At 56.3% G+C, this 24,977-nt stretch carries 18 protein-coding genes and 6 pseudogenes; 5 read left to right on the top strand and 19 right to left on the bottom strand.

The window, feature by feature from the left end:
* Positions 1-69 precede the first annotated feature (69 nt).
* On the top strand, positions 70-405 hold the full coding sequence (locus MHI61_RS00520) for a helix-turn-helix transcriptional regulator (RefSeq protein ID WP_239789243.1): 336 nt from the start codon (positions 70-72) through the stop codon (positions 403-405).
* Between the two features lie 70 nt (positions 406-475).
* On the opposite strand, the gene MHI61_RS00515 is transcribed toward MHI61_RS00520, so the two are convergent.
* Positions 476-661: a hypothetical protein gene (locus MHI61_RS00515; RefSeq protein ID WP_004673279.1), complete on the bottom strand. Its 186-nt coding sequence runs from the start codon at positions 659-661 to the stop codon at positions 476-478.
* Between the two features lie 521 nt (positions 662-1,182).
* Positions 1,183-3,192, bottom strand: coding sequence for a methyl-accepting chemotaxis protein (locus MHI61_RS00510; RefSeq protein WP_012489469.1), 2,010 nt, complete (start codon positions 3,190-3,192; stop codon positions 1,183-1,185).
* 398 nt (positions 3,193-3,590) lie between these two features.
* On the opposite strand from MHI61_RS00510, the pseudogene MHI61_RS00505 reads away from it, so the two are divergent.
* Together MHI61_RS00505 and MHI61_RS32700 are read left to right on the top strand one after the other, a co-directional pair.
* Positions 3,591-4,042: pseudogene (locus MHI61_RS00505) on the top strand (transposase); the annotation flags it as partial.
* 545 nt (positions 4,043-4,587) lie between these two features.
* A pseudogene (locus MHI61_RS32700) lies at positions 4,588-5,057 on the top strand (reverse transcriptase domain-containing protein); the annotation flags it as partial.
* A gap of 68 nt (positions 5,058-5,125) precedes the next feature.
* On the opposite strand, the gene MHI61_RS00495 reads toward MHI61_RS32700, so the two are convergent.
* The 11 genes and pseudogenes from MHI61_RS00495 to MHI61_RS00445 all read right to left on the bottom strand — a co-directional run bounded on the left by MHI61_RS00495 (position 5,126) and on the right by MHI61_RS00445 (position 15,682).
* Entirely contained in the window at positions 5,126-5,311 is a 186-nt protein-coding gene (locus tag MHI61_RS00495; RefSeq protein ID WP_004668636.1) for a hypothetical protein, read from the bottom strand.
* Between the two features lie 284 nt (positions 5,312-5,595).
* A complete protein-coding gene (locus MHI61_RS00490; RefSeq protein WP_008534338.1) occupies positions 5,596-7,083 on the bottom strand; it encodes an NAD-dependent succinate-semialdehyde dehydrogenase in 1,488 nt (495 codons plus the stop codon).
* A 23-nt stretch (positions 7,084-7,106) separates the two neighbouring features.
* Complete coding sequence (locus MHI61_RS00485; RefSeq protein ID WP_004668632.1) at positions 7,107-8,126, bottom strand: ABC transporter permease; 1,020 nt, start codon at positions 8,124-8,126, stop codon at positions 7,107-7,109.
* An 11-nt stretch (positions 8,127-8,137) separates the two neighbouring features.
* Positions 8,138-9,112 carry an ABC transporter permease gene (locus MHI61_RS00480; protein WP_008534336.1) on the bottom strand — a complete coding sequence of 325 codons (975 nt, stop codon included), beginning with the start codon at positions 9,110-9,112 and terminating at the stop codon, positions 8,138-8,140.
* Positions 9,109-10,662 (bottom strand): sugar ABC transporter ATP-binding protein, encoded by a 1,554-nt coding sequence (locus MHI61_RS00475; protein ID WP_004668627.1) that lies wholly within the window; start codon positions 10,660-10,662, stop codon positions 9,109-9,111. Before MHI61_RS00475 ends, MHI61_RS00480 begins: the two co-directional genes overlap by 4 nt.
* Before the next feature lie 91 nt (positions 10,663-10,753).
* Positions 10,754-11,919 (bottom strand): annotated as a pseudogene (locus MHI61_RS00470) (ABC transporter substrate-binding protein).
* Between the two features lie 25 nt (positions 11,920-11,944).
* Positions 11,945-12,841, bottom strand: coding sequence for an alpha/beta hydrolase (locus tag MHI61_RS00465; protein ID WP_004668623.1), 897 nt, complete (start codon positions 12,839-12,841; stop codon positions 11,945-11,947).
* Entirely contained in the window at positions 12,838-13,221 is a 384-nt protein-coding gene (locus MHI61_RS00460; RefSeq protein ID WP_004668622.1) for a hypothetical protein, read from the bottom strand. Before MHI61_RS00460 ends, MHI61_RS00465 begins: the two co-directional genes overlap by 4 nt.
* 77 nt (positions 13,222-13,298) lie before the next feature.
* A complete protein-coding gene (locus tag MHI61_RS00455) occupies positions 13,299-13,727 on the bottom strand; it encodes a carboxymuconolactone decarboxylase family protein (RefSeq protein ID WP_004668619.1) in 429 nt (142 codons plus the stop codon).
* Positions 13,728-13,804: 77 nt separating this feature from the next.
* Positions 13,805-14,689, bottom strand: a complete 885-nt coding sequence (locus MHI61_RS00450) for an NAD(P)-dependent oxidoreductase (RefSeq protein WP_004668614.1) — start codon at positions 14,687-14,689, stop codon at positions 13,805-13,807.
* 312 nt (positions 14,690-15,001) lie between these two features.
* On the bottom strand, positions 15,002-15,682 hold the full coding sequence (locus MHI61_RS00445; protein WP_004668612.1) for a GntR family transcriptional regulator: 681 nt from the start codon (positions 15,680-15,682) through the stop codon (positions 15,002-15,004).
* Positions 15,683-16,272: 590 nt separating this feature from the next.
* Here MHI61_RS00445 and MHI61_RS00440 point away from each other — a divergent pair.
* Together MHI61_RS00440 and MHI61_RS00435 are read left to right on the top strand one after the other, a co-directional pair.
* Positions 16,273-16,596 (top strand): annotated as a pseudogene (locus MHI61_RS00440) (helix-turn-helix transcriptional regulator).
* Between the two features lie 160 nt (positions 16,597-16,756).
* Positions 16,757-17,082, top strand: a pseudogene (locus MHI61_RS00435) (HipA domain-containing protein); the annotation flags it as partial.
* 223 nt (positions 17,083-17,305) lie between these two features.
* On the opposite strand, the gene MHI61_RS00430 reads toward MHI61_RS00435, so the two are convergent.
* The 6 genes and pseudogenes from MHI61_RS00430 to MHI61_RS00410 form a co-directional block, all read right to left on the bottom strand.
* Entirely contained in the window at positions 17,306-19,150 is a 1,845-nt protein-coding gene (locus MHI61_RS00430) for a DUF3141 domain-containing protein (RefSeq protein ID WP_245279715.1), read from the bottom strand.
* A complete protein-coding gene (locus MHI61_RS32555; RefSeq protein ID WP_245279716.1) occupies positions 19,044-19,697 on the bottom strand; it encodes a DUF3141 domain-containing protein in 654 nt (217 codons plus the stop codon). The genes MHI61_RS00430 and MHI61_RS32555 overlap by 107 nt, the downstream gene beginning before the upstream one ends.
* Before the next feature lie 399 nt (positions 19,698-20,096).
* Positions 20,097-20,293, bottom strand: a pseudogene (locus MHI61_RS00425) (IS21 family transposase); the annotation flags it as partial.
* 65 nt (positions 20,294-20,358) lie between these two features.
* On the bottom strand, positions 20,359-21,888 hold the full coding sequence (locus MHI61_RS00420) for a hypothetical protein (RefSeq protein ID WP_032984914.1): 1,530 nt from the start codon (positions 21,886-21,888) through the stop codon (positions 20,359-20,361).
* Positions 21,889-22,370: 482 nt separating this feature from the next.
* On the bottom strand, positions 22,371-22,826 hold the full coding sequence (locus MHI61_RS00415; protein WP_011053334.1) for a hypothetical protein: 456 nt from the start codon (positions 22,824-22,826) through the stop codon (positions 22,371-22,373).
* A gap of 31 nt (positions 22,827-22,857) precedes the next feature.
* Positions 22,858-24,687, bottom strand: coding sequence for a tyrosinase family protein (locus tag MHI61_RS00410; protein WP_011053333.1), 1,830 nt, complete (start codon positions 24,685-24,687; stop codon positions 22,858-22,860).
* Between the last annotated feature and the right edge of the window lie 290 nt (positions 24,688-24,977).

The raw sequence follows: 24,977 nt of genomic DNA, 5'->3' as shown, positions 1-24,977 counted from the left end.
CTTCGTCGTCCGTCTCCGTCTCCCACGCCTCGCCACGTGAAACGGGCAATGGAGTTTATGGAAGAGCATATGGCTCAACCCATTTCCCTTAACGATATCGCCGCTGCGGCCAAGGTCAGCGTGCGGACTTTGCAGCACGGCTTCCGACAATTTCGTAATACCAGCCCCACAATGCACCTCCGAGACTTGCGTATGTGCGCAGCTCGACAGGAACTGCTGCAAAACGGCGCTAAAATCAGCGTTTCGGAAATAGCGCTTAAGTGGGGCTTCACACACCTCGGCCGTTTTGCTGCAGAGTACAAGAGACGTTACGGCGAACTGCCATCTAAAACAGTGCATATGAGCGATGTTCTGCCGCATAGGCGATCTATGTGTGCTTCGCAGGCCTCTCCGCCCGAAAGCTGACCCGGAAATAGCCCTTCGCGATGGCGCTGTGGTTCGCAGCGCTCCACCGGGCTATACCATCGCTGCGCCCTTAATTTTTCGGTCTGTCGCCACAGACGGTCAGCAGCCGAGCGTACAGTGCTTCAAGGTGATTGGTGATTTGGATCATTTGCAGCCGCTCTTGCTCCAGGCGCTGCGACTGTGCATCTTCGTGGCTTTCTAAGTGGGTATCTGTCTTAGCCTGTTGCCCGAAATTGATTGCGATAACTTTGGACATCTTCGAACTCTCGTTGAATTTCGTTAATACTCCGCGTCTTGAAGGAAGACAGTCGCGGAAGGTGAAAAAGCAAAAGTCTGCTAGGCAGCTGCGATGCGTCCTGATTGGTGCCAAACCTTTGCTCAAAACTAAGGAAGCATTCCATCCCTTGTTCAAGCGGAGTGATTCCGTAGCTGAAGGTTGGGTCGAAGTCGCGCCTAAGTCCGAACCGGTTGGATCCGATCGCCGTTGATCGATAGAATGCCAGAGACCTGATCGACGACCGGGCCGATGATACCATCTGCTACCTCAACGACGACAATGGCGCTGTGGCTAGACCGATGGGATTGGTTATCTCGGCAGCAAGCTCTATCACCGGAATGACAGAACCGGCAGATCCCTGAACCGAGAACATGCGTTAGGGGCAGCGGCGTCGCCTCTGCTAACCCCCGGATTTCCGGGATCAACGTCGTCTTCATGCAGAACTGCTGGCTGCCAGATGGAAACCGATAATATCCTGCGGTGAATTATGACATGATTCATTAAAACTCTTCCCATTCCTTAGTCGCGACAGCGGCTGTAGTACGTCCGCCGAAGGCGCCGGCAAGCTTCTGGGAGAGGGCACGCGCTGGCGAGGCGGCCGGCTTACCGTTCTGGTGGGCAACACGCCGTACAACAGTCGAACCGTCGAGCCTGAAGCGCGCAATAAGCCGCGCCAGATTGGAAGCCTCATCCGCCAACCGGTTGGTGGCCGCCGTCGATTCTTCCACCATCGCCGCATTCTGCTGGGTCGTCTGATCCATCTGGTTGACCGCAGTGCTGACTTCCGCCAGCCCGGTCGATTGCTCTCGTGCCGCCGTCGAGATCGTATGAACGTGCTCGTTCACCTTGATCACGTGGCCTCGGATTAGACCAAGGGCATCGCCTGTGGCCGTTACCAGCCTGACCCCAGTTTTGACCTCGTCGCCGGACCGGTTGATCAGCGCCTTGATATCCTTGGCGGCAGTGGCGGAGCGCTGTGCCAGTTCACGCACCTCCTGAGCCACAACGGCGAAACCCTTTCCAGCGTCACCCGCACGCGCCGCCTCGACGCCGGCGTTAAGGGCCAAAAGATTGGTCTGGAAGGCGATCTCGTCAATGACGTTAATGATCTGGCCGATTTCATCCGAGGCCTGCTCGATGCGGCCCATGGCGGCGACCGCGTCTTTGACAACCGCGCTCGACTGCTCGGTGCTTCTGCGTGCCTCATCGACCATATGGCTGGCTTCCGTGGCTCTTTCTGTCGAGCTTTTTACCGCCACCGTGATTTCCTCAAGCGCCGAAGAGGTCTCCTCCAGGGCCGCGGCTTGCTGTTCCGTGCGCTTTGAAAGGTCGCCTGAGGCGATGCGCATCTCGCCGGCTCCGCCGTTGATCGTGTCGACGGCGGAGCGAACCTCGCCTAATACGGATCGAAGGGCTGCCATGGTGGCGTTGACATTACTCTTCAGTTCACCAAAGGCTCCCTGAAACTCGCCGCACATGTTTTCCGTCAGATCCCCATCGGCAAGCGCTGAGATAACTCGGCGAGTTTCGGCGATGCCCCGGTCAACAGAGGTGACCAGCTCGTTGACGCTTCCTGCAAAACGGTCGAGAGCCGCATCGCCGTATTTCTTGGTGATGCGATGGGTGAAGTCACCGGCTACGGCGGCTGACACCACCTCGGCAATGCTCGACTGCAAGTCGGCGCTCTTGGCCTGCAACGCGGCCTCCTGCGCGTTCAGATCGCGGGCCTTGATGCTGTTTTGCTTGAATACCTCAACGGCTCTCGACATCTTGCCGATTTCGTCGGCGCGCATTGCGAAAGGAACCTCAGTGTCGAGATTACCATCTGCCAGTACGCCCATCGTGGTAGTCAACCGCGAGATCGGATCGGTAATCTTCCGGATGCAGTAAAGCAGGGCTATAATGCCCGTCGTAGTTGCCAGCGCCATGGCAAGAATGGTGACCAAAACCGTCGATGAAACGGCGCCCATCGTGTTTCCGACGGCCGCGACTCCACCACGCTTGTTAACTGCGACATCCTGGTCAAGGAGCGCTCCGCTATCATTATACAGTTTCGTCGTGGCGTCACTCGTTAGAAGAGCAAATGCTTCATCCTTCTTGCCTGCCTGCATTAGTTTAACAATCCGCTCGCCATCCTCCTGATATTGCGTCCACAAAGCGGAGAACGCGTCATAGGCCTGACGCTCCTCGCCGGATGTCACCATCGGCTCATATTCACCACGGGCATTCGCGAGATCCTCCATCTTCTGGCGGAAGGTGGTGATATTATGCGCAAGGCTCGTCGAATCTGATGAGTTTGTCACCAGCCTGAACTGCAGGATGCGGTAGTCCCCGGTGATCGTATTGATCCGATTTATCACATCGATCGATGGCAGCCAGTTGCTGGCAACTTCGGATATATTGCTCCTAATGGACAGCAGCTTGACGATACTCACGATGCCCTGGCCCGCCGCGAGAAGAGAGAGCAGAACAAATATCAAAGATAAAGCGAGTCTAATGGACTTGGGCATAAAGGCAAACCTTTTAGGTGAGGTGGACGATCGACTTGTCTACTCAAATCTTCCAATTGCCGTTTCATTCATTCGAACGGCAGATCAATCTTGTGGGTCTGTGACATAGCTGAGAATACCTATTGGTTGCGTTGGTTAATGAAGCCTTTCCTGCCCGTCTCGAATGCAAAAAGACGACGTTTTAAGGATAGTCAGGCGTCCAATGGATCGTCCGCGCTTACAAGGAGGATGCAGCCGGCAAAATTTTATTTGGCGCCGTTCGAAGAGCATCATCGTTTTCAGCAACCGAGTTTCGCCCCGCCACGAGCGACCTAGAGCAAGTCCTGCGATCGATGAATCGATTGTGATGTGACGGCGTCCATCGAAGCTGATTCAACTCCACAGAGAAGAGGTGGATGATGGGACAGGCCCTGAGCGATGATCTTCGAATACGGGTTTTGAAAGCGTCTGCGGCGGGCATGTCGGCTCGACAGGCTGCGGCTCGTTTCGGAGTTGGGATTTCGACGGCGATCCGCTGGATTGCAAGAGCGAAAGAGGGTGAGCTGACTGCTCGGCCACAGGGCTGGAGACGACCTTCGGCAGTGGATGCACACGAGGAATTCGTTGTCGCGTTGATCAACGAGCGTAGGGATGTGACGCTCGATGAGATGGTTGAGCGCTTGTCCGTCGAGCGGCAGGTGAAGATCAGCCGCAGCGCACTTGGCGCTTGGCTTCGAAGCCGTGGGTGGAACCTTTAAAAAAGACCGCACACGCACTGGAGCAGGACCGACCGGACGTCCTGAAGCGCCGGCGCGCCTGGTTCGATGGTCAATTGGACCTCGATCCGGAGAAACTGATCTTCATCGACGAAAGTGTGCTGCAGAGGCACGGAAGGAGTTCAGTGTGAGCTAACCCCGTAACGTGAAGCTGCGTGAATGATGGAGGATGGCCCTCCGGGATCGGCTTTCAGGAGCGGGTCTCAAACCAGTCCGAGCTGCTGCGGTAAAGAGCCGTGGTGGTGAGCGCCGGATGAAAAGTTCGGACGAGATCCGAGCAGGTGCGTGTCCGAAGACGAACGAAAGTGAACCCTCCGAAGACGCGCCGTTATGAATATAAGCGTCGTCGAAACCAGGACTGTTTCGTCATCCTGGGACAAGTCCGCCGGGTGCCTGATGATTGGGCGGGCGGCGACCGGCGTAGAGGGGGCGTGAGTTGGACACAGGCTTTCACCCGGAACTGCAGGAACCAGGCTCCTGATGCCAAGGGAGAAGCCCAAGCGGAGAAACCGTAAGGCGAGAGTACCGATGCAGGAGACTGGGGCGGACCGATCCGTATGAGCGTTGAGGGCCCTGTAATGGGGCCGGAGCAAAGGGATCGGATCAGGTGGTCGTATTGTTTGGAACAACTGGAAACAGGATGACTTCGATAGGTACGACAGACAAGCCGTTTCGGATTGAGAAGCGGCAAGTGTACGAAGCTTACAAAGCGGTCAAAGCCAACCGTGGTGCAGCCGGGTGGACGGTGAGACCCTGGAGATGTTTGACAAAGACCTTGCGAGAAATCTCTACAAGATCTGGAACCGGCGGTCAGTGATCGGATCGCGCAGATGGTGGTCAAGCAGATGATTGATCCGGAATCCGACATCAAAGCTGTTCGACAATCTTCCGCATGATCTCTTGCTGAAGACGGTCAGAAAAGACGTTAAATGCAACTGGGCTCTGCTCTACATCGAAAGATGGTTGACCGCGCCTATGGAAAAGAACGGAGAAGTCATTGAGCGGATGCGTGGTACCCCGCAAGGGGGCGTGGTCAGCCCGATCCTATCGAATCTCTTCCTGCATTACGCGTTTGACGTCTGGATGACCCGGACGCATCCGGATCTACCATAAAGGCCTGGCGCCGGCGAAGATCGGCGGCTACGTCAAACCGACACTGAGGGTGCGGCCGCCGACAACTACACCTTGACGCGTCGCTGGTTGACGCGAATGGCTTTCGCTTGACCCTCCACGCTGGCACGTGCAGCATCGTCGGCCTGATCGATTTCAGGACGAACGCGTGCATCGATCGGGTGGTGATCATGCTCCTGCTCAGGACTCCGATACGTTGAAACGACAACGCCACGGTGCAACAGCTCGTTCATGTCGTGTTACCTCTTCGAAGGCTACAAGCTATCTGGGAAAGACTTACCTTGTAGGGCATTGGCGGAAGGATCGACAATCGAAAAGACAGGCAGAAATCTCGTCTGCAAGGCCGGCCCCAGAAGGGGTCGGAAGGGAAGATCCGTAGGACAGCTCCCGCGAAACCTCTAGAAAAGTCCAGCCTTTTGAGACCTCGCAACCGGCGGAGAGGATGTTGCTGTCCTGCCTCTATTCAACAGACCTCTCCCCCTTTAAGTTCAGTCGGCGAGCGACCCTTGGGCGATCGCTATGCGCCGATCCCGCCCATGCAGACGTATTTCATGGATAAGAAGTCATCCATTCCGTACTTTGAGCCCTCTCGGCCGAAGCCGGATTGCTTGACGCCGCCGAATGGCGCTAATTCGGTGGAAATCAGACCCGTGTTCACGCCAACCATGCCGTATTCCAGCGCCTCTGTGACCTTCCAAACGTTCCTGAGGTCGTTGGCGAAAAAGTAGGCTGCCAAGCCGAATTCCGTATCGTTCGCGAGTTCGATGACTTCCTCGACAGTATCGAACTTGAACACCGGAGCCAGAGGCGCGAAGGTTTCCTCACGCGCAACCTTCATATCCTTTGTGGCACCCGAGAGAAGCGTTGGTTGGACGAACGTGCCTCCGCGAGCATCGCGGTCACCACCAACCACGACAGTCGCACCCTTGGTCACAGCGTCATCGATATGACCATAGAGCTTTGCTACCGCTTCATCGTTGATCAACGGGCCGATCGTCGCCCCGCTCTCAAACCCGTCAAGAACCTGCAAGGCACTCACGCGCATTGCCAGCTTCTCGACGAACCTGTCATGGATCCCGCTCTGTACGTAAATACGGTTCGCGCACACGCAGGTTTGACCCGCGTTACGAAACTTAGAAAGCATAGCCCCCTCGACCGCCTGGTCGAGATCTGCATCGTCGAAAACGATAAACGGCGCATTGCCGCCGAGTTCCAGGCTCAGCTTCATGATCTTCTGGGCGCCTTGCGCCATCAAGATACGGCCAACTTCGGTCGAACCGGTGAAGGTCAGTTTCTTGACGACCGGGTTGGAGCAGACCTCCTCGCCAAACATTCTTGCATTATCCGTCGGGAGGACGCTGAACAAGCCATCGGGTATTCCGGCACGCTCCGCGAGGATCGCCAATGCAAGCGCCGATAACGGAGTCTCGGCAGCAGGCTTGAATACGATCGCGCAGCCGGACGCGAGCGCCGGCGCGATCTTGCGGCACACCATCGCCGACGGAAAGTTCCAAGGAGCGATGGCGGCCACAACGCCAACCGGCTGCTTGATGACAAGCAGTCGCTTGTCGGCCTGGTGACCTGGAATGGTGTCACCATAGACACGCTTGGCTTCCTCACCGAACCATTCGATGTAGGAAGCGCCGTAAGCAATCTCGCCACGCGCTTCCGCCAGTGGCTTGCCCATTTCCGATGTCAGAATTACGGCCAGGTCTTCAGCGTTAGCTACCACCTCTTCGTAGAACTTCCGCATGATCAGCGAGCGTTCCTTCGCCGAAACCTTAGCCCACTTCTTCTGTGCAGCCTTTGCAGCATCGATAGAGGCTCGCACTTCAGCAAGGCCAGCGCTAGGCAAAGAGGCAAGGACGTCCATCGTGGAGGGGTTTAGCACGTTGATGCGTGTGCCGTTTACCCCTTCGCTCGACCACTTTCCTCCAACCAGCATCTGCTCGCGAACGAGAGTCTGGTCCTTTAAACGGCCTAGCAGGGTGCTGGAGATTGCCATGGATCTTCCTTTCTATGCATTGATCATATCTGATTTCGAATGTGTGGTGACCGTGCGTATATCGCGACCATCGGAACGATGAGCAGACCGACGACAGCCTGCTGCGCCGGAAAGTTCAGTCCGAGGCCAACTAGAAGCGAGGTCAGTACAGTCAGGACAAGAACACCGAGCACTGTCGCGCCATAGCCGCCCGCCCCACCAAGAAGCGACGTCCCTCCAATCACCACCGCTGCTACGGTGGTGAAAAGATAAGGGTCGCCCACGCCGACGAAGCCACCACCGGAAAACCCTAGTAGCAGCATGCCCGTGATTGCAGACATGGCACCGCTGACGCTATGGATGACGGTCCAGACCTTGAATTCGGAGATTCCGAGGCGGGCGGCCGCCGTCCGGCTTCCGCCGACGGCGTAAATGCTGCGGCCAAACCAGGTGTTGTACATGAACCATCCAAGCGCGATGGCGACGATAGCCCAGATCACGATGACCGGAGGCAGCGACAGGCCGAAAAACTTTCCGTTGAACGCCGAAATGTTCCTCAGCCATTCGGGTACCGGAGCAAACACTGTACCACCAAACGCCGAGCCGAGTGAGGTGTAGATCTGGACCGCACCGACGGCCGCGAAGCCAACTCCGAGCGACATGATCAGCGCTTGCCCTTGGAGACGGAAGCTCAGGGCGCCATTGGCGGCCCCGACAAGCGCACCGAGGAGCATGACAACCAGCATCGCGAGGGGAGCGGGAATACCTGCGACCATAAGGCTGGGAAGGAGGATGTTCGCGCCTCCAATAATATATGGTATCGAAAGATCGAGCGCACCGACCAGAGCGCACAGGGTCTGGCCAATGGAGGCAAGCCCCAGAAACGCTGCGAGAAGAAGGATTGAACGCGCGTTTTGGGATGATACGAAGCCGGGGACCAGCAATGCACCGAGTGCTAAGAGAGAGGCCAGAAGAACAAAGCCAATGACGATGCTCCGATGAGCCTTGAGCGGGTTAGACTTCTGAGCCGATTTGATTTCGGAATTCATAACTGTCGCGACCATTATCTTGCTCCTTACACAACCGCGCGGCGACTGATGACAAAGACGTTCACGAGAAGTGATCCGACGAGGATTAAGCCGAATGCCATCTGGGTAACGAACCCCGAAACCGTGCCGAAGTTGAAGGTGGAGAGGAGATAGGAGATGAGGAACATGTTGATCGCGCCAAGCGTAGATCCAAGTGCTCCACCACGACCACCGGAGAGGCTCGCACCTCCGAGAACCAGGGCCGTAACAGCCTGAAGGGTGTAGGTGCTGCCCTGCGTCGGATCACCAGAGGAGATCAGCGCCGTGTAGCTGAGGGCGGCAAGTCCAGCGAATGCTCCACCAACAACGTGGGCGATGATGCGGACTGCGTCCACTCGAACGCCGCTCGTATACGCCATGCGCTCATCCGCACCCGTCATGCGAAGGTTGCGGTAAAACATAGTCCCCCTGAGAAGGAGCCATAATGCATACGCTGCAACCAGCAACAGCAAAACAGGTGACATGATGTCGGTCCCCGCCCCCCAGCTAAGCATCCAGTCGGGCGCGACTCCACCCGGTCGGGACATCACCATCAGGTTCAACCCGGAGAGGACAAGAAAACCCGACAGCGTAACGATTATCGGAGCGACACGCACATAAATGATAACCAGCGCCTGGAGTAGCTGGAATGCCGCTCCCAGGCCGACTGCCCATACTATCACTGCGATAGGGTTGGTAATTCCGTTACCCACAAGCCAGGTAATAAGGGTAACGTTGATGAACCCCATCAAGGGGCCAACTGAAAGGTCCACTGCTCCACGACCCGCCATGACAATGGGGGTGAGGGCAAGCGCCGTTAGAATCAAGGGCGTGGCGACAAGGATTGCACCTGCGAGGCCGTTGTTCGTGAATAGCCCGTGTCCGCGTAGGGCAACGGCGACCAAAAGGACAATGAATAGGCCGGCCGGCACGAAGAGGGAACGGTCCTGGGTGATTTGACGGAATGCGATTCCAGACATCATGCAGTCCTTTCCAGATCGAACTCGATGGAGGCGTTTGGCGATTTTCCAAACATTGCGGCCAAGATTGGCTCTTCCGCTATGTCCTCGCCTGCTAGCGACCGGAAAAGCCTTCCAGCAAAGAAGACGTCGACGCGGTCCGCAAAGCCGATGAACTCTTCAATTTCGCTTGATAGATAAATCACGCTGCCACCCTTCTCCGTGAACAGGCGCAGTTCGCGGTAGAGATCGCGCTTCGTTCCGAGGTCGACACCGCGAGCGGGATCGTTAAGGACGATGACGGACGGTTCGTTTGCAAAGGCACGGCCGATCAAAACTTTTTGCTGATTTCCGCCCGACAGTGAGGTGATCTTGTTCGCCGGACTTCCAATCTTAATCCGGAGCCGATCCACCTCGCGTTTGAACATGGGTTTGAGGCCGGCCTTATTGATTATACCAAGAGGACCGAGGTTCTTGCGATAGACGCCGATGGCAAGATTTTCGAAGATGCTCTGCTGAGGGAAGATACCTTCACGCTTGCGGTCGCCGGAAATATACGAGATTCCTGCTTTGGTAGCGTCTTCGAGCGATGCGACCTTTTTCATTCTCTCGGTGCTGGATGACCAGACTTGGACATTACCACCAAAAGGCTGGATGATACCCGCAACGGCGCGTACGAAAGCGTCCTGCCCCTGCCCGTCGAGTCCTGCAACACCGATGATCGCTCCTTTCGGTAGATCGAAATCGAAGGGCGCTGCCGCGCTGTGAGTAACGAGGTCTCTTACCGCTACCACGGCCGGCGCGGCGGCGCCTACTTGCTTTGATTCGTACGCCTTCGCGTCGCTTGCGTTTCGGTCCGCGGGCGTCATCATTGAAAGCAGGTTCTCTTCAGTTATTTCATGCTTCTCGAGCGTACCAATGGTGACGCCGTCGCGAAGGATCGTGGCTCGATCGGCGATGCGGACAAGTTCAGCGATCCGATGCGTTACGATCAGCACGGTCGCACCTTCCCTACGGAGACGATCAATTTCCTCGTGGAGGCGGATCGTGGAATCGAGGTCTAATGCCGCAGACGATTCATCGAGGATGAGGACCTTCGGCCTGCGCAAGACCGCTCGCGCAATAACTATCCATTGCTTGACGCTCAGAGGCAATGCCCCAACGTTCTGATCGAGATCCACGGGCTTGCCGACGAGGCGTTTCAGGATCTCCTCAGCCTCGGTACGCCGACCACTGCCGCCCTGCGAGCGGAAGATGCCGTCGCGCCCGACATACAGGTTTTCCAATACACTGGCCTCGTCGGCCACCAGCACTTCCTGGAAGATCGTTGTCAGCCCGATGCGCTTGGCGTCAGTCGGAGTCGAAATCTCTTCTCCAAGGACCGAAACGCTCCCGGAATCTGGGTGCAACACTCCAGACATGATCTTCGCCATCGTGCTTTTGCCACTTCCATTCTCTCCGACGATGGCGTGCACTTCTCCGGCCCGGGCTTCAAAATCACACTTCTTTAAGGCCTTAGTCTCGCCGAAAGACTTGGCAACATTGATCAACTTGATCGTAGTTTGGTTTTGCATCGGAGATCCTCTAATCCCAACGGCCGCGCGAGGCGGTCCTCCCACAAGAGAAACTTCTGTCCGGTGGCAAGACCCACCGGGCAGAACAGTTTCACTTCGACACAGGCTTCCAGGGATCAGCCGGGCGTTCGAAGTAGTCTGCAGCAATCGCAGCAGGAAACCACCCGTCCGCCTTGGGCTCCACGAAGTCTGTCGAGTTCAAGTCGCAATCTTCTGGTATCGCCGCGCGGACTTCATCGATGGTGTAAGGCAAGACGGGTCGAAGGAAGGACTGAACCTTAGGGCCTTGTCCCTCCAATGTGCGGAGCATGATCTCCCACATCTGTTGCATCTCGCGACGCGGCGGCCAAATATGGAAACTCCTGTCCACAAACTCGGGGTTCTTGCGCCAGTAGCACGCGGCGGAAGCTTCCCCCCGAGAGTAATCGGGATCATGTCTCGACCTGACTGCAGCATTGCGTTGAGAACGCCGTTCTCTTGGGCCCCCTGCGTGAGGATCCCATCAATCTTCGTCGGGTTCGTCGCAAGAAACTTCTGAACTTCGACCTGGGCCACCTGGTCGGTCCACTTCCCTGCAACTTCACCGACGATCTTTATGTCGGGGTACTTAGCAAGTGCTTCCTTAGCCGCTTTGTCAAAGCTGTCCGAAGAAGCGAAACCGGGAATACCAGAAACGAGAAGGATATTGCCCTTCTTTCCTATTTTTTCCGCCAGCCACGTCGCCATCTCGGCACCGCCCTGCGCGTGATTGGCCGCGCCATTGATGGCGTATGGCGACGTCACGTAGCCCGAAAATGAGAACACCGGCACACCGGCTTTGTAGGCATATTCGATCGTCTGATTAAGAGCCGTGACGTTCGAGCAGCAGATGATGATTGCATCGACGCCTTCGTCCACCATTTGACGCATCTGCTGGATCTGAACGGCGTCTTTAAGATCCGACTGGGTGACCACGACATCAGACACCAGGCCCGCAGCCTTTGATCGCGGTAAAAGATCGCTCATGACCGCATCGAGAGCTGCGGCTCGCCAGGTGTTGCCAGCGTAGCTGCTTGCATAGCCGATCTTCCACGGAGGACCCTTTTTGGGCTTGAAGTCTTTGTAGGCGCTCGCCCCCAATGGAATCTGCGGATCTACAGTTTCATAGATCTTCTTTTCTGTAGCCGGTAGCTGATCGACACCATCCGCGTAAGCGGTTGTCGCCAGGGCGCTAACCGAGATCAGCGCCCCAAGTGTGACATTCAGAATGCACCTCATTGAAGTTCTCCTCCCGAGAAAAGGATCAGGCAACCTTAGACCGGGCTGCTGATGACTGTTGGATCTCCTCAAGAATCGGCAACAGATACTTCCGGAACTCGCTATAGTCCTCAGTAACGGGAAAATGTCCGAGCTTTTCCATTGTCCAAAACTTGGAGCCTTTGACCAGGTCTGCAGCAATCTTGGTATCGGCCGGGGACGTGTTTGGATCGTATTCGCCCGTGAGGAAGTATAGCATACATTTCGACGTATCGATTTTGCTGGCTTCTTCTGGCGACACATCGTGGTCGTAGTAGTAGTAATAAAGATCACCCGCGAAGATTCCCGGTCCACCGCAGCTGTATTCCCACTGGATTTCACGGACATTCGCTTCTGGCGAGTACGGTGAGATATTCAGCATCATCGCCGCACCGATGGAGGTGCGATTGACGTTTGGATTGTCGAACTCCCTGCGGATGCCAGCCATACCGACGTCGACGTACTCCGCCGCCGAGCGCAACGCACCTTCGACCGAGATCGTGGCGCGGAAGTTGTCCGGATAGTTCGATGCCAGGTCGATCGCGAGATGGCCGCCCATGGAGCTGCCCAAATAAACGGGGCGGTCTAGGTCGAGCGCTTTTGAGAGTTCGAGCTGGAAGTCCATCATGAACTTCTTGGTCATGTTGTATTCCTTCTCCCACCAGCGAACGCCGTAGGGGGGAAGGGACTTGCCGTGATACGGCAGATCGAACGCGATGACGCGAAAATTTTTCGTCACGTCGGAATCGCAAAGCATATGACGGTATTGGCGACCGTCGGACCCTGCCGTATGACCGACGAGAAGCGGAATCCCCTGGCCCGCTTCTTCGTAATAGACGCGGTACTCGATACCTTCTACGGTGAGATAGAGATAACGGCCGATAATGGGGTCAAACTTGGTCATGCTGCTGCTCCTTCAGAACGGGCATTGCGCATCAGGGTGGTCATGCGGTTGAGAGCAGGCAGATACGCGAAGGTTTCGTTGTTACTGCTAAGGTAGAGGCCATGCTTGATGTTTGATGACTGCAAGCACTGATAAAACGGCAAGGGTTTGTGCTGAAGCAGCGCCTCCCACTGTGAACCGGTCCCGCGTATGACGATAGTGCACTTGTCGTCGTCGTATTCGGCCTCTTCCACCTTTAGCAACGTACCGTCCTCGAAATGAAGCGCTACACTGCGGGTAGGGAAATCGCATTTTAATATACCGTTAAGATAACGAGTTTCGCGCTTGAACTCGAAATCCTCCCGCACGAATTCTATGAATTTCTTGAGATCTATCGCCATTTTAGGCTCCTCCCTTGTTGATAAGCGCTGAGAACTCCGCGCATGTTGTACATGCCCCCTCACGGGACAGCACATTCTCAAATGCCCATTTCGGTGAATACTTCCTGGGCATGCCTGAAACTGTCGATGCCTGCTGGCACACCAACGTAGATAGCCACCTGAAGGAAGATCTCCTGGATCTCCTGTTTCGTAACACCGTTGTTGATGGCGCCGCGGATGTGGCCTCTGAGCTCGTGCGGTCGGTTTAAAACCGCTATCATTCCAAGGTTGAGGATCGATCGAGCGCGACGGTCGAGGCCAGGTCGGTTCCAGATATTGTCCCAACAATACTCGGTGACGAGTTCCTGCATCGGCCAGGTGAAGTCGGTCGCCTTTCCGAGGGCCGCATCAACGTAAGCGTCCCCCATCACCTGCCGACGAGTAGCAAGTCCGCGCTTGAACTGCTCCGATGGAGCTGTTCGCTCGCCGGCCTTAGACCCCTTATCTTTCCTGTCCAAAGTGGCCATTGGGTTTCGCTCCCTTCATCATATTTGACAGATTATCAGACAATTTTCAACTGTCAGTTTGGCGTAGTTTTTCGCGGTCAGGCCTGATCTTTCACGAACTGCGCAATTTTCGTATGGTCGACATCGGGGCCTAAAGCATGCCGAGCAGCATCCCAGGCATCAGCGGTACCGGCCAATGTCGGCAGCTGGAGATTGAGCGCCTTCGACAAGTCCGCTGCAATCCTAATGTCTTTCGCCATAAGCCCCAAAGCAAAACCAGAGCCAAAAGTCTCCGAGAGGATGAACTGCTTCATCTTCACTTCTGTTGCGTTGTTCTTGCCAGACGACGAGTTGAGAATATCGACGATCGTTCTAGGATCGAGACCAAACGTTCGGCCAAGAAGAACGCCTTCGATAGCTGCCAGAACCCCGGCTCCCGATACGAAATTGTTGATGGCTTTCATGGCGTGCCCTGAGCCGATCGGGCCTGTCCTAAAAATCTGGCCGCCCATGGCGCACAGGATGGGATCAGCTTGATCGATATCGTCAGAAGCACCGCCTGCCATGATAGTAAGAGAGCCTTCGACGGCTCGCTTCACTCCGCCTGACACGGGAGCATCGACCAGCCGCAAGCCCTTCTGATGCAAGCGCTCTGCGAGCTCACGAGTATCATTGGGCGCCGATGAGCTCATGTCGATGACAAGCGCGTCAGCACTCAGGGATTGCCAGGCCCCATCCTTGAAGAGCGCGTCTTGAACAACCTTGCCGTTGGGAAGCATGGTAACCGCAACATCGGCCCCATTGAATGCTTCCGCTACCGTCTCTGCCGGAACGCCGCCGACGGCCGCGAACCTTTCCCTAGCCTCGGCCGATAGATCAAAGCCAGTGACTTCGAATTGAGCCGACAACAGATGTTGTGCCATCGGCCCGCCCATTGCGCCGAGACCAATAAAGGCGACGCGCAGATTTTTTCGTGGTGACAACGTCCCGCTCCCGAATGTGAGGCAAGCACAATCAGCTACCTCCGTTAGTGAGGAGTAGTTAACGACCTATCAGACAATCTGTCAATCGGAAAATTCATGCTTGGGCCGGCGCGCCCTCGCTACGACGCCAATTTTGCCGTCGCTTCTTCAATCACCTCACTTAAAATGACGTGCAAGCAGCACCCATCTTATCGTCCGATGGACACCAGAGAGGTTGTTGCGTTGTCAAAAGCACCGTGCCTGAAGGATTTAATTACACCCGGCCACCTCCAGCATCAGACAATCTGTCAATTTTCGGAAAATCTTATGGCATCAGCCTGAGGTGTTGTTGCGCAGGTACTCGAGTGCGACTTTCGCAGCCATATCAATGTGGTGCTTACAAGCGGCCGCAGCCCTGGGTCCGTTGCGATTTTGGATCGCTTCGGCAATCTCTTTGATTTCTGCAATGCTATGTTTGAGGCGCCCCGGTTGTGTCATCGAAGTCATGCGCAGAAGATTGATCCGGTTGTGCAGCGATGTTAGCATTTGCCTGACGAAGACGTTTTTGCTGCCATCCATCAAGCAGTCATAGAAGGCGTTTTTGGCAGCGATGAGCCTGTGTCCCACGCCGCTTTCCGCCGACGCTTCGAATTCTCTAACGGCATCTTGCAAAGTGGCAATATCTTCCGCCGTTCCATTTTCGGCGAACTGCTGACCAGCAAACCCCTCGAGCAGCGCGCGGACGGTGTAGAGCTGAGCGGCCTCCTCATAGGTTATGATACTGACAACTGGACCCTTGTGGGGGAAGCTTGTGATCAATCCCTCTGCCTCAAGCTGCCGAAGCGCTTCACGGACGGACGTGCGACCCACGCCGATCATTTCGCAAAGCTCGCGCTCGACGAGCCTTTGCCCCGGCTTGAACTTGCCCGTCGCAATAGCCTGTCTGAGCCTTTCTTCGACTTGCACTCGAAGAGAGGCATTTTGCCGAGCGACCTGCAGCTCCACATCTACCATGATCAATGTCCTACGTAGCACTAATGAATTTGAGCTAAATATATGGCTGCTTCGCGGGGAACTTTCAATCAGATTGTCTGATGAGCGGTCATTAGCAACTATTCTCGAGGATTGAGCCCGCTGTGTAGAGGTCGGCTTCCCGATCCATGAGGAACCGATCGGTTGGCGCGCCATAAGTGGAAATTCTAGTCCAAATGGCCTAGTTCAATTGGTGTCCTGATGGCCGACAATGTCCGCCCGCCGATTTCTCAAAACCAGCCACGTTGCGACCCTGATCGACGAGGTGTCCACGGTCACCGACACCACCGCATCTTCCAGGAGCACCCGTTCGACTAACGGCCGGGTGCAGCTTGGCAATCGGCAAAAGCCGCATCAGCAGACGATAGTGGTTCCGATCGCGCCTCCGGTCCGGAGGCGGCATCGATCTTGAGCGCCTCAAGATCCGCCATCTTTCTTCGCCTGCCAGCCTGGCTCGTACTTGCGCTATCCGCAATTCCCATTCTAACCACTTTTCTCTCTGACCATCTCTCTTGAAAAATTGTAACCTTCGTGCTACATATCTAGTGCAATCTGTAGTGCGAAGGTGACAAATTCCGACACCTCACAACCCTCCGGGTGCGGCGCGCGTTGCGCAAACTGGGCGCAGACATCCACGTCGACGTCGCCGCCTGCCTATGGCGGTAGTAGCCGAACGTGCCTTCACCTCACGCTCAACGCTTCAAAAGATCGAGGCCGGCGACACCAATGTCAGCATCGGCATCTATGCAGGCGTCCTCCAGGCACTCGGCCTGCTAGATGGGCTGAGCCAAGTCGCCGACATCGGTGACGACAGCGTCGGCCAGTCTCTGGCCAATGCAGAGTTGCCCAAGCACGCTCACCCAAGGCGATCACCGGGATCGTCACGCGATGGCTGATTTCGAAGTTCATCTCGACCTTCACGGCCGCACACGTCCCATCTGGCCCGGAGCAATCGCGCCCGTGGTGCCGAAACAATCGTGTTTGAGTATGATCGTGCCTGGCTCGAGGACCCGGGCCGCTTCTCGCTGCAGCCCGCTCTAGCTCTGAGCTGGGGAGAAAAATCACGGCTTTCTGTGGCTCAATAAAGCCAGCTGGTCGTTGTCCCCTGCCTATGACCTCAATCCAGTGCCTACGGATGTCAAGGCGCGCGCGCTGACGACAAACATTGATCTTGATGAAGGCACCTGCTCCCTTGACCTGCTGGAAGAACCTGCAGGGCTCTACGCCCTAACGCTCGCCGAGGCTCGCGCGATCATTAAGGAAGTCGCGACACCGCAAGGTGGCGCGAGACCGCCAAGGCGGTCGGTGCGCGGTCAGCCGAGATCAACCGTATGGCCAGTGCGTTCGATCACGATGATTTGCAGCGAGCGCCAGCCCTATGACGAGAGCCTTCCTCCACAGTTTCAATCCGCCCTCTGCCGGCCCGATCACTGAACCGGATTACGGCATCGTTGCGTTGTAAAGGACGGATGTCCAATGGCAATTTTCCGATCTGCGGTCCTGGCTGGATTTGCGATGGAATTGTTTCAAGCGCCTCCGTGACCAACGAGCGAAAACCAATAATTATGTGATTCGGTGAGATCGAGACGCTACTCTACGAACAAACTATGTCACTGCCAGCGGATCCTCAATCACATCGACGATCGATGGCTGGCCAAGCACGTCCGCGAAGCGCTGTAGCATGGCAACAGTACTCGATGACATCTCCGCCCTGGAGCCCGGGATATAGCAAGCGGCTGCATAAGCGAGTTGCCGTTGCCTCGGTTCCGTTAGCAACAGCGGCAGCGTCTCGATTGCTTGCTCCGGCTCAAAGGTGACGATAGCCGTCTGCACGCGAGTGATTTCGGCCAAATGATCAGCGCTTAGTGAGCGGAAGGGCTCGTCCTCGGTCAGCACCCGTGACCAGCGCGCCAGGCGGTCGCGTCGGATCCCGCCACGATCGCTCACCAGGAGTACGACCATACGGATGATGGCATCGGCGAGTCCGCCGATCGCGATCCTCCTGAGCGCATTGGCGATGTCCGGCTGCCATCTCATATCGTCAAGTGTCGTCCCTTTGCGGTATGCTTCGTGGGGATTGTCAAAATATCGCTGCCAGGGGTTGTTCCAGATCATGTGAAACGCGAGCTCATAACCCATGTCGCGCCAGTCGCGCATGACCACGATCGCCTGTTCGACAGCCTTGAAATAGAGCGCTTCCGCAGCCAGGAAAGGATTTTCCGCTGCTGCGTTCGCCCGGGAGTTCCGTACCTGCTCTGAAATTGACTTATAGCCAACCATGATCGGATTCTGAGAAGACAGCAGCGATCGCTCCAGCCGCTTTGGATGGAACATTCGGCTGGCGTCTGCTGAGATGTCTGTGACCGCGGCCTGCACAAAGGGGCGGGCAACTGTGTGATAGATCTGCGCTTGCAGTTCAGAGACGCGGGCGACGGCAGCGAAGGGACCTCCATCGTCATGGCCGTCGTTAAACTCACGGATATTCTCGAAGGTGCGCTCGATCAGTTCAACACTATAGCTCTTGTGTCCAGCATCTTCTTGAATGTCCGTGATGCGCATCTCGTAAAGGCCAGGCAACAACGCCTCAATTGCCTCGAGCGTGCTTGCAACCTCATTGTATTCTTTGTTGATTACTCTCGAGGAAACGAATGTACCGAGGTGACCGACGTCGTTGTGTACCATATAAATAATGTGCTGGCCGAGAAGGCGGATTTCCTCCTCGTTGTCATAGATTTCGGGGATCCAATTCAGCGCCTGCTGCGGCGGCGTTACATTGTCGCCATGACTGGCAAATATGATAATAGGCGCCCTGATCTTCTTAAGGTCGAAATGCCGCCGGTCCGGCTCCCCATACGCCTTGTTGTGCGCCAGTCGATTACCAACAAAGAGGTGCTCAACTATCCAGCGGATCTCGTCTCCCCGCATCAGGCAGAAGCCGCCCCACCACTTCTCAGCCTTAAGGAAGGCTTCGCTCGCCGCATCCACATCTCGGAACAGTTCGACATACTTCATGAATAACTGGCGCTCGGGATTGAGCGTTTCGAAATTCTGTACGAGATGGGCGCCGTCGAAGATGCCTCCGCCCAGATCTGACAAAAACATGGTTATCCAAGCTCCCCCGAAGAGGCCCGCCATGTAGCGGAGGGTATTTTCGCCGATATTTCCCGAGGTAGGTGTCACCGGCGATCCGTTGAGGATGATCGGGCCAGCTAAGTCGAGATTTGTCGCAACCATCAGAAGGGTAGCCCAGCCAGCTTGGCAGTTGCCGACTACGACTGGAAGGCGGGCAAGCGGATGCAGGCGCATGACCTCACGAACAAAGGCCGCTTCCGCATACGTGACATTAGAGAGATACTGCCCCCCCCTCTGGCTCTCGGCGGAAGGACACCAAATAAACCGGGTGACCTTCCCGGAACGCCACGCCGACCTGGCTGTCTTCTTTGTGGCCACCGACGCCGGGACTATGTCCGGCGCGCGGGCAAATGATTATGAAGGGGCGCTTCGTGTCATCGACGTTAACACCTTGGGGCGGGATCATTCGAAGTAACACGTAATTGGATTTCAAGGGCAGATCGTTTCCATCCATAACTGTCTCGTAGTCGCAGAAGAAAACCGGCGGACAGCCTGCCGCTTCATGTTCGAGGAAGATGTCGCCGCGCTGTCGGAGAAGATCCATGCACAATATGGCGCGCTCACTAGCGTCGCGCAGGTATTCCGCCCAAGCGTGGCCCAAATTCCCATTGCCGTGCACCTCGCGTAGACTCTCGGCAAGACGTTCGGCCTCAGTAAAGAGCTTTCCCTGGCGGGTAGAGTGGGTGTCGCACATGACTTGCACGCGGCGCAATAAGGCAACCTGCAGAATTTTAGCGGTTTCAGCGCCCGCTGCCGCCAAGCGTTGGAACATCGGGAATAGACTTTGGGTCACTTGGCTGTCCAGTTCCGTGGATGGCGCTTCAATCCACCGGAGCGGGTTTAGAGATGTAAGAATATCCGCCATCGTTTCAACTCCTCTATGGTTATGATCCCGTACGCATACATACGTGCCAGATCGATCGTGCTTCCGTCTGGCGAGGTGCTCGGTAGGCAATGCCGACGCCTAGGAAAGCAGTTTGACGACTTCCGACCCCAACGAGTTACCGCCGCATTCATCCCCTGCAATGTCTATGCCAAGCACTGGGTCAGCCAGCTACGCCGGGAGAGGGGGCAGCAAGCTCGTCGCCAGGGAAAGCCACACAAAGTCTTCATTCAGCCTGGATCAGCAGTTTCTCCCAGCTCGTTGGAGACTATCGGAGGACAGGAGGTGATGGATTCGCCTGCGGTGTGGGATCCCACCAACTAGGATGTTTCAGCGGCCGTCCGCGTGGCTTTGGTTGGGGCTAAGGCTGGTGGTGGCACGGTTATAGACGATGCCTTCTGTCTGACGCTCACCGATGACGGCAGTCTTCATCCGGTCGCAAAGCACTCCCGCGGAGCGCCGCCGAGAGCCTCGAAGGCCGCGATGTGGAAACGCAGGCCGGTCATCTGATGCATGACGAAGCGTGCCCAGATGGGACGGCTATGACCCGGCACTATCGTGAACAGCCAGATGATCCTCGGCGCCAGTTAAAGTGCCGACCGCGTGACACCGCCATTTTCGCTGGCGTTAGTGTTGGTCAGGTTTACAGCAGATCACCGATAACAGTGGACAGGTTAAACGGAACGATTCCGATCTCACCACGCGGCATCCTGTCGAGCAAGTCGACCGTGCGGGCAAAGGTTTCGACTTGCTGAAAGGCGTAATCAGGGTCGAGCCGGTCCAAGCCTCCGCCCGGCAAGACCTGGCAAAGATAGTCCGGTATCGGACAGCTTGATATCGTCGGAATTCCTGATGCGTATAATGGCTGTCCTTCGCCCAACATCACCTGCGCCGCCGCTGGGGCGACTATCAGCGCGCGTACCTTTTTGCGCCCGCGTGCGGCAGCGATGTACACGTCACTCATCGACTTATTACTGGTATAGATCAAATCGAGTTCCGGCTTCCCGGTGGGCGCGGGGTGCCCTTTTGCAAAGTCATCTCGCCACTCGGTACATCCAAGATGCTCAATCGTAGCTCCTGCAACGGCTTTAGCATGGCCGGGTTTGCCGTCCCACAATTCTGGATGCATTTCGAGCCAGGTCGCCGTCGCCTGATTCCCGTGGCGGCCGAACTGGGGAAGCTGGAAATGACCCGTGACGAGTACGAAGACGAGGCTCCGGTTGCGGGCAGATTTCGGTAGCGAGGAGAAATAATGCGCCAGAGCGAGTACCCCAGCACCGCCGTTCTCTTCGCACGCATTAGGTCCATCGGTGTGGGTGTTGATGATGATTGTCTCAAGCAGGTTGCAGCCCGGCAAAACCGCATAAATCGTATCGGTCGCAACGTCTTCCAACGTGCCATCCAAGGTCAGGCGACCGCTCAAACCGTGCTTGCTCGCGGCTTTGATCCGCTCTCCTTCAGATTGCGCCACCCATATTGCAGGTAAGCCCCAATACGGTGTGGTGAATGGCAGCACCTGCCCCTTCAACTGCACTTCCGAGACGCCTTCGAAAATGCAAACGACGGCTAAAACCCCTGCTTCACGCGCCTTGTCGATCGGTACGCCAAGCAAACCGGTGATAAGCGGCGTGGTTACGGCTTTGGGAAAGTCTATGCCTTCCGGCAGGCTGCCGCGTCGATTGGTCACCAGTTCGAGGAATGCCGCCAGATCCCGACGCTTTACCGTCACCACCGCAATTTTGCTGCGGGCTTTCTCAAACGCCTGAACCCGACCGTTGAAAAGAACCATCTTACCCGAGATACCGCCGGGAGGTGTAAGCCCGGAATACGGGAACGGCGCCGCTACCTCAATTACTTCACCATTTGACAGTTTGAACGCGGTGGTTCGTGGCATCCACCGGCGCATCGTGAGTTGATCGCGCTTCACCTCAAGGCCCATCCCTCTCAACTCACCAGCAAGATAATCGATTGCCCGTGCTTGCGCCGGGCTGCCGGTCAATCGGGGGCCGAAACTGTTGAGCCTTTTGATCCAACTCCAAAGTTTCCGCTGATCAGGGAGTGCGGGGATGGACGGCTTTCGCTGCTCACTGAATCCGGTGCTGGGAAAAGCCGGGAATACGATCCCGGCGAGAAGAGCAGTGAGCCCAACAGTCGAAAAATCTCTTCGTTTCAAGACTAACCTCCGCGCCTCTCTATCACGAATGGAAGCGATACCTATGGCCGCACGCCGCCCGTGTCCTTGCAAATCCAGTGCCATTAAAAGCACACGTCTAATCTTCAGTTTTGAATTGAACGCGCAGTCTGAATCGGTTTTGGACCGCGTGCGAAGTCAATGCAGCTTTCGGACAGACTCCGCGCAAGCATCTGAAGTGGTTGAAGAGTCACTTTACTGATCTAGGAACGCGTCGTTGGTTCAATGCCTTTAAGAGCGACTTTATCTTGAGCCTAGTCTCGGGTCGGCCAAAAACCTTTGCCTGCTTGCAGACGACCATCAGTCGCCGAATGCAGCGGCAAGACTGTAAACTGTTGACCACGATAGGCGCTGCGCGTTGGACCTTTGTCACAACAACCTATCAAAACCCTCTATTTTATCCGGCGGACTTTCATTGCCGCCAAGGTTCTGGAGCTAGCGGCAAATCAGCCCCGACTGCCAATCTATTCAATGCTAGCGTCGCTGATAGTGATGCTGGCGCCCGAACCGCCGCCTGTTTGAGGCTCCAGCCGGATAATGACGGTCTGTGGCTGACGGCAAGACGGGTCATCGGGCAAGGGAAACCCAAATCGTTGAGGCTTTGCCCCGTCCAATACCGAAAACGCCTTGTTCGGAAAAATACCAAACCTACCAATTTCGCGAACGTTACTGCCGCAGTCAAGCGAAACGACCGTCGTCACTGGTCCTGAAGTCGACGGTTCATAACCAGTGACAGTAAGGACGACCCGCGCACTGGTATCAACCGATGAGTGGACTGCTCTGCTCGATATGGTTATCGTCGCGGGCTTACTGGTCGTTGCCCGCATGTCGCTCTCGTTAGCTTGAACCGGGCTGACGATGCGCAGCATCGATAATGCCGCCGCACGAATAGCGATAAGCACCCAACGATGATAGCGCATCGATGTCTCCACAACCCAGCCAGTCCGGATGTTAGGCGGACACTATGGCTATTTCTAGCTTTGCGGGCTCTACGGCGCCGGGTTTGCCCGCTCCCGATCCGACAGGAATGAGCTGCAGGTCGATGGCCTCGCCATCCGTCTGCCCCCTTCCGCCGTAAACCCGCTGGATCGCGTCCGTCAGATCGAGGACGAAGGATGGTTTGCGATGATGGTCGCCGTCATGACCGAGAACGGCGAAAGAACCGACGTAATGGGGATCGGTGACGGGCGTATCGGCCTTAAGGTCGTTCTTGCCGAGAAACACCCGAACGCTGGTCGTGCTGGCACTGGTGATCTCGACATCGCGCAGGAATGCCAGCACACGAGGAGCGGAGGCCGCCTGCTCCTGTGCCGCGCCGAAATCCATTGTATCCATGCCGGATGGCAGAGGCGGTTGGCGGACGATCTCCTGCAATGCGCCCGCCGGGATCTTGATCGGCAGCGAAAGCGGCACGTTTTCCGTTGCCGCCTTGCTGTTGTCCGTGGAGGTGGTCGTCACGCCGGCGATTGCAGCATCGGTCGCCGTCGCCGCGATCACGGACGTGAGTTTATCGTTCAGGGCCAGCGTTTTGGCGCTCGCCGCCGCGACCTTGAAGTAGGTCCGGAAACCATAATTGTATCCGAGTTCCTCTGGAACATAAAGGTCAGAGACCTTCGGGGACCAGAAGTTGCCGTCGACATCGTAGAAATTGTCGGTGAACGGCATGTCGGCCCAGAGTCGATCCGTGCTGTTGGCGTTGCGCAAATTCCAGGTCGCCCAGATGCGGTCGATGTTGCAATGATGCATGAAGAAGATCGGATCGCGGGGCGACGACATTTCCGGCATCCAGCCACCGATATTGTTGTGCACCTGATTGTGCGGTGTGTATTCCAGCGCCCCCTGCGTGCCGCTGCTGGTGGTGACCCAGGAAGGATCGAGTGAGTTCTGTCCCTCGGGGCGGGTGGTGCCGAAGACCTCGTATGGCTTCGCCGTTAGGATGGTGTTGAGAACCTGTGGCCCAACTATATTGTCCGGCATCGGCTGCGTGATTGGCCAGGTGCGCGACGAAACATAAAGTGGATTGTCCTTGCCGTCGGGCGTCTTTTGCATTGTGAACACTTCGGGCAGGTACGGATTGTCGGTCCAGTCCCAGAACGGCATAGCGAAATCGTTGTTCTTGGTCACGTGCCGAACGATGCGCTCGTACATAGCCGTATAGGCCCTGTGCCACGGCAGGAAATACCAGTTGCCATGCGGGCAGTATTTGACGACGTCACCGCTGCCGTGAATTTTCGAGAGGTTGACCCAGTTGAATTTGTCGCTGGCGGGAAGGGCGTTGAGAAGGCGCACTGCGTCGCGATAGGTCTCGATGATCGGGTCGTTCCAGGCCAAGCCCTGCAGTGAGCGCCGCCAAGGGATTGACGGTATCTGCGCGAAGGCTTTTGTCCCCGGTAGGCCGCTGGCGAGCAGGCCTGCTGCAATGACGCCACCCTGAACGATGACATGTCTGCGTGTGATGCTCATCTTACTCTCCCTTGGATTTGAATTGTCCTTCGCCAAGATTAATGCCGCTTTTAGGCCGGTTCCGCGCCGTCTGGGCGCGGGAGCAGTGGGCAATTCGCACCACCATAGAGCTTGCGTTGGCTCTTTCTGAGTTTCGGTGAATCGGCGGCACGAGAAATGAAGCAAGCGACGTGCCACTCGAAAATGCAGCGTAAAATGCGAGCTAAAAACGCTACTACCGATCGTATTCCTGCATTCCAGTTGGAATCCAGATTCCGGAAAACTTAGTATCGCATTCCATGATCGTTCGAGCGACGGCTTGCCGACCAGCCACGGCAAGCACGTTCGGTTGCGAAAACCTCAAATGATCAAGCTGAAACAGTTGTTCAGACCGGTGAGAGGGCCCAAGATGCTGAAAACGCCCTGTGCGACGATAGAGAAGCACGCATCTCGAACAGGCTTTCCCTATCGGACCCCCAGCAATGACGGAGCCGTAGCCCGCTCGCTCTCAAATTCAAAGCTGCGAAGCAGGCACCACTCCGTGGCTTGACGGGTGCGTAGAGCAGAGCGGGACAAACCGATTGTCGTGATCTCGACAAATGCGACAAAGGGCGGCGGCTGTCCGACAT

Source organism: Rhizobium sp. K102, from assembly GCF_022385315.1.
Lineage (GTDB): Bacteria > Pseudomonadota > Alphaproteobacteria > Rhizobiales > Rhizobiaceae > Rhizobium > Rhizobium croatiense.
This window is presented reverse-complemented; position numbering and strand designations above follow the sequence as displayed.

What these genes read in the sequence shown, in the direction of transcription:
- MHI61_RS00520 (WP_239789243.1), top strand. Translation starts at nt 70, where the DNA reads ATGGCTCAACCCATTTCCCTTAACGATATCGCCGCTGCGGCCAAGGTC.
- MHI61_RS00515 (WP_004673279.1), bottom strand. Translation starts at nt 661, where the DNA reads ATGTCCAAAGTTATCGCAATCAATTTCGGGCAACAGGCTAAGACAGAT.
- MHI61_RS00510 (WP_012489469.1), bottom strand. Translation starts at nt 3,192, where the DNA reads ATGCCCAAGTCCATTAGACTCGCTTTATCTTTGATATTTGTTCTGCTC.
- MHI61_RS00495 (WP_004668636.1), bottom strand. Translation starts at nt 5,311, where the DNA reads ATGAACGAGCTGTTGCACCGTGGCGTTGTCGTTTCAACGTATCGGAGT.
- MHI61_RS00490 (WP_008534338.1), bottom strand. Translation starts at nt 7,083, where the DNA reads ATGGCAATCTCCAGCACCCTGCTAGGCCGTTTAAAGGACCAGACTCTC.
- MHI61_RS00485 (WP_004668632.1), bottom strand. Translation starts at nt 8,126, where the DNA reads ATGGTCGCGACAGTTATGAATTCCGAAATCAAATCGGCTCAGAAGTCT.
- MHI61_RS00480 (WP_008534336.1), bottom strand. Translation starts at nt 9,112, where the DNA reads ATGATGTCTGGAATCGCATTCCGTCAAATCACCCAGGACCGTTCCCTC.
- MHI61_RS00475 (WP_004668627.1), bottom strand. Translation starts at nt 10,662, where the DNA reads ATGCAAAACCAAACTACGATCAAGTTGATCAATGTTGCCAAGTCTTTC.
- MHI61_RS00465 (WP_004668623.1), bottom strand. Translation starts at nt 12,841, where the DNA reads ATGACCAAGTTTGACCCCATTATCGGCCGTTATCTCTATCTCACCGTA.
- MHI61_RS00460 (WP_004668622.1), bottom strand. Translation starts at nt 13,221, where the DNA reads ATGGCGATAGATCTCAAGAAATTCATAGAATTCGTGCGGGAGGATTTC.
- MHI61_RS00455 (WP_004668619.1), bottom strand. Translation starts at nt 13,727, where the DNA reads ATGGCCACTTTGGACAGGAAAGATAAGGGGTCTAAGGCCGGCGAGCGA.
- MHI61_RS00445 (WP_004668612.1), bottom strand. Translation starts at nt 15,682, where the DNA reads ATGGTAGATGTGGAGCTGCAGGTCGCTCGGCAAAATGCCTCTCTTCGA.
- MHI61_RS32555 (WP_245279716.1), bottom strand. Translation starts at nt 19,697, where the DNA reads ATGGCGGATATTCTTACATCTCTAAACCCGCTCCGGTGGATTGAAGCG.
- MHI61_RS00415 (WP_011053334.1), bottom strand. Translation starts at nt 22,826, where the DNA reads ATGCGCTATCATCGTTGGGTGCTTATCGCTATTCGTGCGGCGGCATTA.